Annotated in this window: 14 protein-coding genes; all 14 read right to left on the bottom strand. The window is 61.4% G+C overall.

The features are described 5' to 3' along the window. Positions 1-5: 5 nt before the first annotated feature. The 14 genes from flhA to fliF all read right to left on the bottom strand — a co-directional run bounded on the left by flhA (position 6) and on the right by fliF (position 13,812). Positions 6-2,066 carry a flagellar biosynthesis protein FlhA gene (gene flhA, locus ACAty_RS06265; protein ID WP_226047758.1) on the bottom strand — a complete coding sequence of 687 codons (2,061 nt, stop codon included), beginning with the start codon at positions 2,064-2,066 and terminating at the stop codon, positions 6-8. Positions 2,067-2,068: 2 nt separating this feature from the next. After that, positions 2,069-3,196, bottom strand: coding sequence for a flagellar biosynthesis protein FlhB (gene flhB / locus ACAty_RS06260; protein WP_004871993.1), 1,128 nt, complete (start codon positions 3,194-3,196; stop codon positions 2,069-2,071). Positions 3,197-3,199: 3 nt separating this feature from the next. Continuing rightward, complete coding sequence (gene fliR / locus ACAty_RS06255; protein ID WP_004871992.1) at positions 3,200-3,988, bottom strand: flagellar biosynthetic protein FliR; 789 nt, start codon at positions 3,986-3,988, stop codon at positions 3,200-3,202. Continuing rightward, positions 3,985-4,257, bottom strand: coding sequence for a flagellar biosynthesis protein FliQ (fliQ, locus tag ACAty_RS06250; protein ID WP_004871991.1), 273 nt, complete (start codon positions 4,255-4,257; stop codon positions 3,985-3,987). The genes fliR and fliQ overlap by 4 nt, the downstream gene beginning before the upstream one ends. A gap of 9 nt (positions 4,258-4,266) precedes the next feature. Beyond that, entirely contained in the window at positions 4,267-5,055 is a 789-nt protein-coding gene (fliP, locus tag ACAty_RS06245) for a flagellar type III secretion system pore protein FliP (RefSeq protein WP_187288597.1), read from the bottom strand. Then, on the bottom strand, positions 4,977-5,552 hold the full coding sequence (gene fliO, locus ACAty_RS06240; protein ID WP_049784661.1) for a flagellar biosynthetic protein FliO: 576 nt from the start codon (positions 5,550-5,552) through the stop codon (positions 4,977-4,979). The genes fliP and fliO overlap by 79 nt, the downstream gene beginning before the upstream one ends. Beyond that, complete coding sequence (gene fliN / locus ACAty_RS06235) at positions 5,552-6,004, bottom strand: flagellar motor switch protein FliN (protein ID WP_004871988.1); 453 nt, start codon at positions 6,002-6,004, stop codon at positions 5,552-5,554. Before fliN ends, fliO begins: the two co-directional genes overlap by 1 nt. Before the next feature lie 3 nt (positions 6,005-6,007). Then, positions 6,008-7,021 carry a flagellar motor switch protein FliM gene (gene fliM / locus ACAty_RS06230; protein ID WP_004871987.1) on the bottom strand — a complete coding sequence of 338 codons (1,014 nt, stop codon included), beginning with the start codon at positions 7,019-7,021 and terminating at the stop codon, positions 6,008-6,010. A 31-nt stretch (positions 7,022-7,052) separates the two neighbouring features. Continuing rightward, positions 7,053-8,243 (bottom strand): flagellar hook-length control protein FliK, encoded by a 1,191-nt coding sequence (locus ACAty_RS06225; protein ID WP_038471782.1) that lies wholly within the window; start codon positions 8,241-8,243, stop codon positions 7,053-7,055. 267 nt (positions 8,244-8,510) lie between these two features. After that, the gene (locus ACAty_RS06220) at positions 8,511-8,954 is read right to left on the bottom strand and encodes a flagellar export protein FliJ (RefSeq protein WP_226047756.1); all 444 of its coding nucleotides are present in this window, start codon (positions 8,952-8,954) and stop codon (positions 8,511-8,513) included. Between the two features lie 32 nt (positions 8,955-8,986). Further along, positions 8,987-10,369, bottom strand: coding sequence for a flagellar protein export ATPase FliI (gene fliI / locus ACAty_RS06215; protein ID WP_004871984.1), 1,383 nt, complete (start codon positions 10,367-10,369; stop codon positions 8,987-8,989). Then, the gene (locus ACAty_RS06210; RefSeq protein WP_004871983.1) at positions 10,366-11,115 is read right to left on the bottom strand and encodes a flagellar assembly protein FliH; all 750 of its coding nucleotides are present in this window, start codon (positions 11,113-11,115) and stop codon (positions 10,366-10,368) included. Before ACAty_RS06210 ends, fliI begins: the two co-directional genes overlap by 4 nt. Then, positions 11,112-12,125, bottom strand: a complete 1,014-nt coding sequence (gene fliG / locus ACAty_RS06205; protein WP_004871982.1) for a flagellar motor switch protein FliG — start codon at positions 12,123-12,125, stop codon at positions 11,112-11,114. Before fliG ends, ACAty_RS06210 begins: the two co-directional genes overlap by 4 nt. Beyond that, complete coding sequence (gene fliF / locus ACAty_RS06200; RefSeq protein WP_226047775.1) at positions 12,115-13,812, bottom strand: flagellar basal-body MS-ring/collar protein FliF; 1,698 nt, start codon at positions 13,810-13,812, stop codon at positions 12,115-12,117. The genes fliG and fliF overlap by 11 nt, the downstream gene beginning before the upstream one ends. Positions 13,813-13,825: the final 13 nt, after the last annotated feature.

Here is a 13,825-nt window from a genome sequence, read left to right as displayed (position 1 = left end):
GCGAGTCATCCGGCGCCAAGGGTGGCCACCACTCGAATTTTCTTATTTTCTGGTATTTCCGCATAGGACAGAACCCGCAGTCGCGGGGCACTACGCGCCAGGAAGTGGGCCAGGAAAGCCCGCATGGGTGCCATAGCCAAAAGTACCGGTGGTAATCCACCTGCCTCCATCTGCTGCATGAGCTCCTTCGCCTTTTCCAGGATACGCTGGGCGAGTCCGGGTTCGAGACTCTCTCCCTTGCCGTTACGCAGACTTTCTTGCAACAAGTGTTCCAGCTGCCCATCGATCACCGCCACCGGCAATTCACTCTGCCCGGGGAACAACCCCTGCACGATGAATGGCCCGAGGGCGCGGCGCACCGTCGCCGTCAGTTCGTCGACATCCTGACTCTGGGGCGCCTCCTCCGCCAAAACTTCGACGATGGTTCGCATATCGCGGATGGATACGCCCTCACGCAACAGGTTTTGCAGGACGCGTTTGAGGCGATCTGGACTGATGAGCTTGGGAATGACATCCTCCACCAGCTTGGGCGAGCGACTTGCGAGGTGTGAAATCAAGCCCTCCACCTCCTCCCGTCCCAGGAGTTCGGCGCCATGTTGCTGCAGAATCTGGTGCAACTGGGTCGCAATGACGGTGGCAGGATCGACCACGGTGTAGTTCAGTGCCAAGGCTTTGTCGCGCTGGAGCGGCTCGATCCAGACGGCCGGCAGCCCGAAACTCGGGTCACGGGTTGCCGTTCCTTCCAGCTTGCCGAGGACATTCCCGGGGTCGATGGCCAGCAAGAGATCGGGAAAGACCTCCCCACCCCCCATGTCTACCCCGCGGATGGTGATTCGGTAGGCGGTAGGGCGGAGCTCGAGATTGTCCCGCACATGCACTGCCGGAACCAGGAAACCGATATCCTGGGCAAATTTCTTGCGGACCCCCCGGATTCGGGCAAGTAGTTCACCCCCCTGATTTTTGTCGACTAGGGGAATGAGACGATAGCCAACCTCCAATCCCAGAGGGTCCAGTGGCTCCACGCTGTTCCAGCCGATTTCCTCGGGCTCGGCAGTGGTCTCCACCACGGGAGTTTCCGTGGCTTGCTGCTGAGCCCGGCGCCGCTGGTACCAGACCACACCAGCCAAAACGCCCGCCGCCGTCAGAAACGGGAGATGCGGCATCCCCGGAATGAGGCCAAGCAAACCCAAAATGGCAGCGACGATGACCAGTACATCGCGATGCTGAAAGATCTGACCGATGAGTTGGCGGCCCAGATCCTGCCCGGTGTTGACGGAACTCACCACGATGCCGGCGGCAATGGATATGACCAGCGCCGGTATCTGCGCCACCAAGGCATCGCCGATGCTGAGCAGGGTATAGTCGTGTGCCGCCGTTCCAAGGCTCAGACCGTGCTGCCAGATGCCGATGACCAGACCGCCGATAAGATTTATGAAAAGGATGAGAATGGCGGCAATGGCATCTCCGCGCACGAATTTACTGGCACCATCCATGGAACCGAAGAAATCGGCCTCCTGGGCGATTTCCACGCGGCGCCGGTGTGCTTCTTCCTGATCGATGATTCCCGCATTGAGATCGGCATCGATGGCCATCTGTTTGCCGGGCATGGCATCCAGGGTGAAGCGGGCGCTTACTTCGGCAATTCGTCCAGCGCCCTTGGTAATAACCACAAAATTGATGATGACGAGAATGGCGAAGACGATGATACCCACGGCATAGTCGCCACCCACCACAAACTCACCGAACGACTCGATCACGACTCCTGCGGCACCGGGCCCATTTTGCCCGTGCAACAGAATCACCCGGGCAGCAGCGACATTGAGGGATAGGCGCAGCAAGGTAGTCAACAGCAGTGCCGTGGGAAAAGCGGCAAATTCCAGTGGCCTGGTCATATACAGGCTGACGAGGAGAATGATCAGTCCCAGCGTGATGTTGAAGGTAAAGAGGAGATCCAGCAAAAACGTGGGCAACGGGATGATGAGCATCGCCAGAATCAGGATTACCAGAACGGGTGCTGCCAGCGTATGCCAATTCAGTTTCTGCAAGAGCCGTATGAAGGCATCCACGATCAACCCCCTCGATCCAGTTCCGGCGGTACCGACCACTGCTCAGGCAATTCCAGTGCCTGCCCAGGCGGGGCCAGACGCAGCTGATGGAGATAGGCCAGGACTTCGGCAACGGCCCGGTACAGCAGTGCCGGGATCTCCTGCTCCAGTTCCACGTGGTGATACAAGGCGCGCGCCAGGGGTGGCGCCTCTACCAGCGGCACACCGTGCTCCTGAGCCAGCTCGCGAATACGCAGGGCCACATTACCAGCACCTTTGGCGAGAACGACGGGCGCACGGTTTTCACTTTCGACATAACGCAGAGCCACGGCATAGTGCGTTGGATTGGTTACCACGACGCTCGCACTGGGTATGGCCGCCATCATGCGCCGACGCGCCATTTCCCTCTGCATGGAGCGCACCTTCGTCTTTATCTGGGGATTGCCATCCATCTCCTTCATCTCGTCCTTGATGTCCTGGCGCGACATCTTGAGCTTTTCGTTGAAGCTCCAGAGCTGAAAAGGTACGTCGAACAGGACGATAAGCAGGGTGCCGACGGCCATGATCAAAAAAACCAGACCGCTCATGGAGAGAAGCGAAACCATGGCACTTTTGGGGCTGATCTGGATGAGCCCAAGCAATTCCCCGCGCTGTGCCCAGATCACCGTCACACCGATGCCACCCACCACCAAGGTTTTGAGTGCCGCCTTGACAAGCTCCAGAAACCCGCGTCGAGAAAAGAGGCGTTGTATTCCCTCTATGGGGTCCAGGTGACTGAAGTTTGGAATCAGGGTCTTTGTGCTGAAATTCCAGCCCCCCAGGGCGATACTGGCCAATACTACGACCAGCATCAGCGCGAGCCATAGAGGCAGCACATCGCTCAGCGCAAGCCCAGCCATCTGCACAAGGTGACGCAAAAGGTCTTGGTGGTTCGACATGACCGCGGGTGTCAGCCGTAATCCAGCGCGCAGGAAATCCGTTGCCATCGTCTGGATCTCACTGCCGAGACCATAGAGCAGGCTTGCACTGAGCAAGAGCAAGGCACTCGTGGACAACTCTCGGGAGCGGGGAACCTGCCCCTTTTTTCGCGCGTCTTCCCTTTTTTTGGGCGTCGCCGCTTCGGTGCGTTCCTGGGACTGCTCTTCGGCCATTCCTCAGCCCCCTGCCGAGATCATAAAGCGGCCACTGAGATTCAGGGCGAGATCGAGGAGTTGACGCACGACGAGTTCCAGAGCTGGCGCCAGAAGGTAAAGGCCGATGAGCCCGACGCCGATCAGCAAGGGAAAACCGACGACAAAAAGATTGAGCTGCGGTGCGAGCTTGCTGAGCACACCCAAAGCGATGTTCACCAGAAACAGCGCCCCCAGGACTGGTGCCGCGATGGCCATTCCCAGAGAAAACACCGCGGCTCCAGCCGCCGCTAAAACGTGCCAGGCGGTTGCGTGTACCACCAGGTTCGGGTCTACCGGCAATACCGTAAAACTACGCATCAGCACGACCAAAACCAGGAGCTGTCCATTGAGTGCCATAAAAAAAAGCAGCACGGCAAGGTTGAGGAAATTGGACAGGGTCGGCACCTGTACACCCGTGGTCGGATCAAAAAAGCTGCTAAATCCAAGACCCATCTGCAGGCTGATGACGGACCCCGCAAATTGCACGGCACTGAAAATCAGCGTGACCGCAAAGCCCAGGGCGGTGCCAATGACGATCTGTTCCACCAGCAGCACGAGCCCTGCCCCAGACAAAAAGTGCACGGCGGGTAGAGTCGGCAAAGCCGGAGCAATGGCGACGCTGATGATTGCAGCTAGGCCCACCCGTACCTGAATGGGTACGGCACTGGCGCTGAATACCGGTGCCGTGGACAACAGCGCCAGAATCCGGACAAAGGGCCAGAAGAAGGCCCCAATCCAGTGTTCCAATTGTCCGCTGGTCAGGCTGATCATGAATTGATGAGGTGTGGAATATTGTGAAAGAGCTGGATGGTAAAGTGCATGATCAGGCCCAGCATCCACGGTCCGCCAATGATCAGGACCAGGGCCATGGCCAGCACCTTGGGCACGAAACTCAAAGTCATCTCGTTGATTTGGGTGGCCGCCTGAAACACACTGACCAGAACACCCACCACGAGCGCGACGCCCAGGAGTGGTGCCGACAACAGCAGGGCCGTCCACAGGGCGTGTTGGGAAATACTGGCGATACTCTCAGGGCTCATCTGTCTACCTCAGTGGACAAAGCTCTGAACCAGGGAACCGATGACCAGATCCCAGCCGTCCACCAATACAAACAGCATGAGTTTCAACGGGAAGGATACGGTCACCGGAGACAGCATCATCATGCCCAGGGACATGAGCACCGCTGCTACCACGAGATCGATGATGACGAAGGGAATGAATATCAGGAAACCTATCTGAAATCCGGTTTTCAGCTCGGAAGTAATAAACGCTGGCACCAACAGACTCAGAGGGGTATCGCTGGGTTTTTCCAGAGCCTTGTGGCCGGAGAGTTTCACGAAGAGGGCGAGATCATCGGGACGGGTCTGCGAGAGCATAAAGTTGCGCAAGGGTCCCTCTGCCTTGGCCATCGCCTGTACCAGGTCGATTTTATTATCGTTGAGGGGTTGCAAGGCCTCCGTATTGATCTGCTGGAACACCGGAGCCATCACAAAGAATGTCAGGAAAAGGGCCAGTCCCACCATGACCTGGCTCGGGGGCATCTGGGTCGATCCCAAGGCCTGTTTGAGCAGCGACAGGACGATGATGATGCGCGTAAACGCCGTCATCATCAGCAGCAGTGCCGGCAGGAAGACCAGCACCGTCATGAAGAGCAGCGTCTGAATGCTGAGACTGTACTCGGTACCGCCACCCGGCGCGGGACTTGCCGTCAATGCGGGCAAACCGGCCGCCCAGGTCGGTCCAGCAAGGGAAAAGGTGGCTATTCCGCCGATGGCGGAGGTGAGGATTCGCTGCGCTGCTTTGCTGCTGCGGATTCGGAAGCCGGTGTTTGTCGCCATGTGCCTGTCTTGCGCCTCTCCATCGACTGGCGCAACCAGCCGGAAAAATCCGTCGGCAGGTTGCGTTGCGGAAGGGTCAAGGGCTGCTCGAGCACCTGCAGCAGGGAGATCCCTGCCGGGCTTACGCCCAAGAGCAACTGCTGACCTTGGAGGTCCACTAGCAAGAGGCGTTCCCGCGCTCCCAGAGGCAGGGATGCAACCACCTTTATGACCGATCCTGAACCGCCGGTCAGTCCCGGCTGGAAGCGTTTCAGCAACCAGACCAGAACCAGAAAGACAGCCAGAACCAACAAAAGGGCCAGGACGAGCTGCAAACCGGACCGCCAGGAGAAGACCTCTGGCATCGTCGCTCCCTGGGCGGCAACCGACACCAGCAGCAATGGCGACGACACCAACCCGCGCAGTCGATTTTTTGACGGATCGCGCAGCGAAAGCTTGACGCTCGATGACGGGAACGACCGGAGGCGCGCGATGCCGGCGCTGGTAGAACGTCCCATCAGCGCAGTTTCCTGGCCCGTTCTGCCGGACTGATGATGTCCGTCAAGCGAATCCCGAATTTATCGTTGACCAGAACCACCTCGCCTTGAGCGATGAGATAGCCGTTTACCAGCACATCCATGGGCTCTCCCGCCAAACGCTCCAGTTCGACCACCGATCCTTGGGCCAGCTGCAAAAGGTTGCGGATCTGGATCTTGGTACGCCCCAACTCCACCGACAGGTTCACGGGGATGTCCAGAATCATGTCGAGATTGGCATGCGCGCCCCCCGCCGGCGCGCCCCCCGCCGGGCTGGTCTCCTCCAGGTCGGGCATCGGTGCGGCAGCCACTGGCTCCGCCGAGGGCGGCGTGTCCTTGTCCGTTTTGCCGGCAGCGGTGACCGCCGCCTGCTCAGCCATGGCGGCTGCCCAGTCGTCCATGGTTCCTGCATCCTGGTTGTCGTCGTCAGCCATTGCTCATTTCTCCCAGGCCGCCAACGCGGCTTGTCCGGATTCGGTCTCGGGCGGCAGTGCTTCGTGGAACTGAATGGCGTATTTGCCCCCGTGTACGCCGTAGGGACCGCGGAACACCGGGATCCCATCGACGCGGGCGACGAGGGTTTCGGGCCTCTCCAGCGGAATGACGTCGCCCACACGCAGTGCCAGCAATTGGCGGACACTGATGGGCAGGCGGGCAAACTCGACGCGTAGCTCGAGGGTGGCCTCCCGCAATTCATCGTGGAGCGACTGTACCCAGCGCTTGTCGATCTCGGAACGGTCTGCCGTCGTTCCGGCCGTGAGCTGATCCCGAACCGGCTCTACCATGCCGTAGGGCAGACAGATCTGGAAACTGCCGGTACCGGACTCGAGCTCGATATTGAAGGTGCTCACGATGACCACCTCCGTCGGCGTGGCGATGCTGACGAACTGCGGGTTGACCTCCGAGCGGGAAAGCTCCGGCTGCAGATCGATCACCGGTGACCACGCACTTTTGAAATCCTTGAAGACGAGATCCAGCAACCGTTTGATGATACGTTGTTCCAGAGGCGTAAACTCGCGCCCCTCGATCCGTGCATGAAAGCGGCCGTCGCCACCAAAATAGTTGTCCACCACCGCAAAGATGAGCCTCGCATCGAAGACGAACAGCGCCGAACCGCGCAGGGGTTTCACCTGGACGATATTGATGTTGCTGGGCACCATCAGGCTACGAATGAATTCACTGTATTTGACAAGGCGCACTGGGCCCACAGAGATCTCCGCACTGCGTCGCAGAAAATTGAACAGGCTGACCCGCCAAAGACGTGCAAGGCGCTCATTGACCACTTCCAGGGTGGGCATACGTCCACGTACGATCCGGTCCTGATTGGCAAGATCGTAGGGCTGCACGGAACCCACAGGCGCCGCAGGCTCCGCCTCCACTTCCACCTCGCCGCCGGCCATGCCCTGAAAAAGCGCATCCACCTCGTCTTGCGAGAGGATCTCTTCAGCCATGATGCGATACCCCAGGCATTATCGACATTGCTCAGACAAAGGTGTTTACCAGCCCCTGGAGCGCCACCACTGGGGCCGTTGTCCCCGGCTCCCCGGTGGGATCGAGGCGAATCGCCGCCGCACGGGACGATCTTCCACCATCGTTGAACCGGCGACTCGATGCGGCGCCGGAATCCACACTGGCTTGGCCAAGCTGCAAACCCATGGCCGCGAAACTCTGCTGCAGCTGCGGCACGGCGGCCTCGATGGCCGCACGCACTTCCGGGTGGGCGGAAATGAAGAGCGCATTGGCCTGGCCACCGCTGCGCAGATCCAGGTGCACCTCCAGCGGGCCAAGATGCGCAGGATTCAACTGTAAGGTCACCTGCTGCACATTCTGTCCCAGCATCCATTGAACTTGCTGCCCCAGGGCCGCGCCCCAGGGTGCCTGTGCCGATACCGGGATCGGAATGGCCGGTGGGGCAGAGGGTGCCGCGGACACCGGAGCCATGGGCACCGGCAAAGCCATGGTCGCAGCGATACCGCCGGTCGTGGTAGCCGCCGCCTGCCCGGAAGCAGCGCTCGGTATCGGCGATGACGCGGCCAGCGAGGCCCTGATCGCGGGGCCTGAGGCAGAAGCCAGTGCCTTCGTTGCGGATAAAGAAGCTACCCGTGTAGTACTCCCCGCCTCGAATGGTTGTTGCTGCGGATCTTTCCCGGGAGTCACCGCCTCCTTGGCCAAGCCTTTGGCCACCTCCCGCCGCATATTGCTCAGAGATCCGGTCTGCCCCACGGCCGTATGCAAAACCTGCTGGGTCTCCTGGGCGTGCTCGTCGTTACCGCCCAGGACCTGCCCTGTGGAAACTCCGGTAAACTTGGGACCATCCCCAGCACTGGTCGTCGTGGATGGGTCCTCGCCCGGGTAATTCACGCCCGAGAGCGAAGCTGCGAGGGTGAGCAGTGCCGGGAACGGAAAAGCGGCAGACGCCGGCGGCAAATCCTTGCCGTCACCCTCTCCACTCGGCGACGACTTGGCTGTCGGCGTCTTTTCGGCTTTCTGGTCAACGGACACTCCCTCTGCCCCTACCCCCCTCACCGAGTCCTTGCCTTCAGCGCCGGCGGCGTACGCCGCGGCGGCCACGCTGGGTGGCGCTGCAGCGACGGAGGACGGGCCGCGCTCCCCGCGGTTCTCTGGTTTTTTCTCCTGCGGATCCGCACCCTGGGCCGTGGGTTCCTCCCGCACCGTCCCTCCGCCTCCAGGTTCCGGGCGCGCGGGTGCCTCGGAGTTTGGGCTCACAGAAGCGCGCTGCGCCTGCATCACGCTGTCAAAGGTCGGAGCAGCCGGGGACGCGGTACCCGCCTTTGGCAACACGGACGAGGTCGAGGAACCTGAAGTACTCAGCGGCAAAACCGGTATATTAGACAGTTCCATGGGTTTAGCTGGCTCCAGGAAAAAACCACCTTGGACAGGCTCTCCTAAGCAATTACCGTACCCCGCTGCGCCGCGCGCTCATCCGTGTACGCGCCCGGCACTGCGGGCAACCCATTGTTCGATCTCCTTCTGCATTTGCTTACGCTCCTGATGCTGCTGCAGGTCGCGCAGATGCTGGAGGATCTTTGCCAAGGCTTTTTCCTTGCCACGGGCCCGTTTCCACTCTTCCAGCAGAGCTGCCGTCCGCCGCCGGTGTCCCTGCAGCGAGGACTCGTGAAATTGCATCGCCTGCTCCAGTTGAGCGATGAACCGCCGCATATCCAGAGCACGCGTCACTTCCACGCCCTGCCCCTCCAAGCGCGCACACTCGGCACGATACTGGGCAAGAAAATTCTGCAAAAGCTGCATTTTTGCCCCGAGGTCCGCCAGAAACTGCTGTTGGCGAGCGAGCTCCTGGCGCAGCATCTGTTCGTGATTCTGGCTGGCACGACTCAGGGACAGCAGCGTTTCTTCACGGCTCATGGGATCCGTCCACCGAACCATACCGGATCCCGTCAGGACGTGGTGCCATCGGTGCCTCCGAGATAGGGTGCCATGAGTGCCGCCAGCGCTGCCTGCGCTTGCGCAAGATCGACGGACTCCCGCTGATCCTGTTGCAGAAATGCCTCAATGGCAGGATAGGCCTGCACTGCCTGATCCAGCACGGGATCGAGTCCCGCCGAATATGCGCCAACGGCGATGAGATCCCGCTGTTCGCGATAGCGACCATAAAGGCGCTTGAGCCGGTGCAGCGCTTGCAGCTGGGCAGCGGGGACGATATTCGGCATGACCCGGCTGATGGAGGCTTCTAGGTCGATGGCCGGATAATGGCCCTGCTCCGCAAGACTGCGGGACAGAACCAGATGGCCGTCCAGAATCGCGCGCGCGCTGTCGGCGATGGGATCCTGCTGATCGTCCCCCTCCATCAACACCGTATAGAAGGCGGTGATGCTTCCCCCATCGCGACCGCCATTGCCAGCGCGTTCGACTAGGGCGGGCAAGCGCGCAAACACCGAGGGTGGGTAGCCGCGCACGGCAGGCGGTTCGCCGACGGCCAAAGCAATCTCGCGCTGCGCCATGGCATAACGGGTCAGGGAGTCCATGAGCAGCAGCACATGCTGCCCGCGATCGCGAAAATATTCCGCCAACGCCGTGGCCAGATGGGCACCACGGATACGGGTAAGGGCCGGGGCATCGGCGGGGGCGGCAACCACCACGGCACGCCGCAGGCCCGCTTCGCCCAGGATATCCTCGATGAACTCTTTGACTTCCCGGCCGCGTTCACCGATCAGGCCGACGACGATGACGTCGGCCTCCGTATTCCGCGCCATCATGCCCAACAATACACTTTTGCCTACGCCACTACCGGCGAAAAGACCCATGCGCGCGCCACGCCCCACGGTGAACAGAGCGTTGATACTGCGTACCCCAACGTCCAAGGGATGGCGTATGGGCATACGGTTCATGGGATTGAGGGGAGTTCCCATGAGGGGTATGGGAGTCCGATTGGGAACGGCATCGCCACCGTCCAATGGCTGCCCGAGACCATCGATGACCCGTCCCAGGAGCGCCGGACTGGCGCTACCCTGGGCCTCCCCGGGCAAAAGTTGAACCCGCGCCCCTAAGGCCACGCCATGGGTATCCCCTGCCGCCATCAATTGTAGGCGCTCGCCGTGGAAACCCACCACCTCGGCATCGATGCCCCGCTGATTGGCGGCAATGACCCGGCAACGGCTACCGACGCTGGCCTCCATCCCCTCCGCCTCCAGCACGAGACCCACCATGCGCACGAGCCGCCCGCTGGGCAAGGGAGGGGGCAAGGTCCTTGGCAAACGATCGTGCCACTGTCCAAGAAACTCTGCCCACGACGCCTGCCGTTCCGGGAGCGTGTGGGTCATCGTGCCAGATCTCCAAAAAGCTGTTCCAGCACCTGGCGCCAGCGCGTCGCAAGGCTCAGATCCAATTCCGTGGCTACGGCTGCCTCACTGCGCTGTCCCCAGCGGCGGTCGGGCACGACGGGTTCTCCCTCCAGAGGCACCGCAAGGATCAGTCCGCCACGCTCCAGGTCCGGGTCGGCAACGGTCTCGACGCCCTCATCGGCCAGCTCCGGCAGGGCCTCTCGCAGCAATGCCACATCCTCTGGGTGCAGGCGCAGCAGCGGCCGACGACTGCGAATCGGGAGCGCTTTCAGGGCTTCCCGCAACAGCGGCAGGATCAATTCGGGTTGGGTGGTCAGCTCGTGCCGGATCACCTGCCGGGCGATCTCCAGTGCCAGGCTCAAAAGCGCCTGTTCCACGGCGGCATCGAGTCGATCTACGGGTGCCGCGAGGCCTCGCAAAATCTGCCGCAAGCGCTCGATATCCGTGGCCGCTGCCTGCAGTGCCTCACGCCTGCCCAACTGCTGACCCTCGGCATAGCCTGCCGCTCGCCCCTCCTCCGCCGCTTTGGCGTACACGGCCTCGATCTCGGCCGTGGTGGGCAAGCGCAATTCCGACGCCTCCACCGGCGGTTCCGCCTCACCCAGGCCAGGGGCCTCCGTCGCGACTGCCGATTCGCTGAATTCGGGCATTTCCCAGCGTTTTGCGGATGCGGATCCCTCGGCGGGGATGATCTGCGGCGGCGATCCGAACGATTTCACCGTCACAGCATAGCCTCCCCGCTACCACCCCCAAGACTGATCTGACCGGCTGCATCCAGGCGCTGGGCGACCTGGAGGATGGCCTTCTGTGCCGCCTCCACCTCGCTGATGCGCACTGGTCCCTTGGCCTCTAGGTCGTCCCGCAACATCTCCGCCGCGCGCTTGGACATGTTGGCAAAAAACTTTTCCTTCAAGGCTGGCGCCGCACCCTTGAGTGCCGTCACCAGGCCATCAGCGGGCACCTCTCGCAGGAGGATCTGCATGCTGCGATCGTCCAGTTTGATGAGATCGTCGAAGACAAACATCTTTTCCTGTACCTTCTCCGCCAACTCCGCATCGCTTTCCCGCATCTTGTCGAGAATACTGGTAGCCAGACTGGTTTCGAGACGATTGAGGATGTCCGCCGCACTCTTGGCGCCGCCCAGGCTCGCGACCTGCAGACTCTGCGACTCTCCCGACAATTGCTCTTCCAGGATTTCGTTGAGTTCCCGGATGGCAGCGGGCTGCACCGTTTCGAGGCTCGCCAGACGCATCATAGCCTCGCTCACTACCCGCTCGGGCAGATGATGGATGACCTCACCCGCCTGCTCAGGCTCCATGTAGGCGAGGATCATGGCAAGCACCTGGGGATGCTCGAGCTTGATGAGGTCGGCGATGGAGCGAGCGTCCATCCACTTCAGATTCTCCAGACCACTAGCCTCACCGCCGTGCAGAATGCGGTCGATGACCGTACCAGCCTTGTCTGCCCCCAGGGCTTTGGTGAGCATGGTGCGGATGTATTGATCGCTGCCCACCCCGAGGGAGGTTTGCCGCTCGAGGCGCGATCGAAAGTCGGCGAGTACGGTCTGCGCCTGCTCGGTGCTGACGTGCGACAGGCGAGCCATGGCGGCGCCCAGCTTTTGTACTTCGCGGGGACCCAGGTGGCGCATGACTTCGGCCGCCTCGTCCTCGCCCAGGCTCAGGAGCAGGATGGCGCTGCGGTCGATGCCGCTGAGTTCCTCTGCTTCAGCGCTCACTGCTCAGCCATTCCTTGACGACCTGGGCCGCCCGACCCGGATCCTGCATGACCAGTTGCCGGGCCACGTATAGGTCCGTCTCCAGGGGATTGGCGGGCATGGAGACAGGTTCCCGAGCCGTCGTCGGGCCCGGTTGTCCCCGGTCTGCGGCTACCTCCCCTGCCTCGCCCTGACCGCCGTCCCGGGCGACGGAATCGGCGGCCAATGTGGGCTCACGCCGACCGCGTATACGCAATAAGGGACGTATCAAACCAAAATAGAGCAATATCGCCAGCAACAGCAGTACAAGGTAACGCAACGTGCCGTGCAACAGGGCCAGAAACCACTCCTGCTGCCACCAGGGCAAATGGCTGCTCACCGCCTCCGTGCCGCTGAAGGGCATGTTCACGACCTTCACGGTATCGCCGCGCTTGGCGTCGTAGCCAATGGCGTCTTCCACCAGCTGCTGTATCTGCTGGAGTTGCGCTGCCGTCAAGGGTTTTGCCTGCTTCGCACCCCCCAGACCAGTGCCTTCGAGACGATCGTTCACCAGAACCGCCACCGACAGGCGCTTGACGGAACCCACCGGATTCACCGTGTGGACAATGGTCTGATCGACATCGAAGTTGGTGGTGCTGTCGCTGCTGCTCTCCGTGGGCGCCAGAGCCTTCAGGGTCGGTGCCAGGGCGATGAGATCGCCAGGCGACAGTGTTGAAACGGTGGGCGCCGTCAACGGTGCAATGGCCACTCCCGGCGGTTGATTGGAGAGTGCGCCCGGAACACCGTAAGGGCCGCCCCCGCCCGTGCTGCTCCGGACGTTTTGCTGCTGGCTCAGAATCTGGTGATTGCCGTAGGTAACGGAACTGCTCTCACTGTGGGAAAAATCGATGTCCGCAGACACCGCCACCCGTACCCCACCGGCACCGACGATGGGTGCCAGAATTTGCTCGATACGGTGTTCGTAAGCGCGATCCACTGCCCGCTGATAGGCCAGTTGGCCCGGTTGCAGACCGAGATCGTTGCCGCCCTGTGCGCTCAGCAGATTGCCCTGCTGGTCCACCACCGTCACATTTTTATCGGTAAGCCCAGGGACACTGGCAGCCACCAGATGGACGATACCCGCCACCTGGGCAGCGCTCAGCTCTCTCCCTGGATAGAGGCTCACGAGCACCGATGCCGTTGGCTTCTCCTCCTGACTGAGGAAGACCGAAGGCTTGGGAATGGCCAGGTGGACCTTGGCCCGCTCCACCGCCGATAACGAGGCGATGGTCCGCTCCAGCGAGCCCTCCAGAGCCCGCTGATAATTGACGTGCTCCACGAAGTCGCTGGTACCCATGGGCTCATGGTCCAGGATCTCGAAGCCCACCCCTTCTCCGCGCGGCAGGCCGACCGCAGCGAGTTTCATCCGGGTGGCGTAAACCTCGTTGGCCGGTACGGAAATGACGGCGCCCCCGTCGGTGATGCGAAAAGGAACGTTCAGCTTCTGCAGCTGGGCAATCACCTCACCGCCATCGCGGTTGGACAAGTTGGTGTAGAGTACACCGTAGCCCTGTGGCCGACTCCACAACAGGGTGACGACGATGCCGGCAAAGATCGCGGCCAGAACGGCCAGAATGGCAAAGCGACGATTGCCAGGCAGCTCCTGCCAACGGCGTTGCCATTGCGCGGGGAAAGATAGGGGCGGAGTATCGGGGCGAGTAGCTTCCATGGCCGTCACTCAG

Origin of the sequence: Acidithiobacillus caldus ATCC 51756, assembly GCF_000175575.2 — a bacterium.
Taxonomy (GTDB): Bacteria; Pseudomonadota; Gammaproteobacteria; order Acidithiobacillales; family Acidithiobacillaceae; genus Acidithiobacillus_A; species Acidithiobacillus_A caldus.
This window is presented reverse-complemented; position numbering and strand designations above follow the sequence as displayed.

Excerpts from the sequence above, each read along its gene's own strand:
- fliI (WP_004871984.1), bottom strand. The coding sequence starts at position 10,369 with ATGACCCACACGCTCCCGGAACGGCAGGCGTCGTGGGCAGAGTTTCTT.
- fliQ (WP_004871991.1), bottom strand. The coding sequence starts at position 4,257 with ATGAGCCCTGAGAGTATCGCCAGTATTTCCCAACACGCCCTGTGGACG.
- fliP (WP_187288597.1), bottom strand. The coding sequence starts at position 5,055 with ATGGCGACAAACACCGGCTTCCGAATCCGCAGCAGCAAAGCAGCGCAG.
- fliR (WP_004871992.1), bottom strand. The coding sequence starts at position 3,988 with ATGATCAGCCTGACCAGCGGACAATTGGAACACTGGATTGGGGCCTTC.
- ACAty_RS06220 (WP_226047756.1), bottom strand. The coding sequence starts at position 8,954 with ATGAGCCGTGAAGAAACGCTGCTGTCCCTGAGTCGTGCCAGCCAGAAT.
- fliO (WP_049784661.1), bottom strand. The coding sequence starts at position 5,552 with ATGGGACGTTCTACCAGCGCCGGCATCGCGCGCCTCCGGTCGTTCCCG.
- fliM (WP_004871987.1), bottom strand. The coding sequence starts at position 7,021 with ATGGCTGAAGAGATCCTCTCGCAAGACGAGGTGGATGCGCTTTTTCAG.
- flhB (WP_004871993.1), bottom strand. The coding sequence starts at position 3,196 with ATGGCCGAAGAGCAGTCCCAGGAACGCACCGAAGCGGCGACGCCCAAA.
- fliN (WP_004871988.1), bottom strand. The coding sequence starts at position 6,004 with ATGGCTGACGACGACAACCAGGATGCAGGAACCATGGACGACTGGGCA.
- fliF (WP_226047775.1), bottom strand. The coding sequence starts at position 13,812 with ATGGAAGCTACTCGCCCCGATACTCCGCCCCTATCTTTCCCCGCGCAA.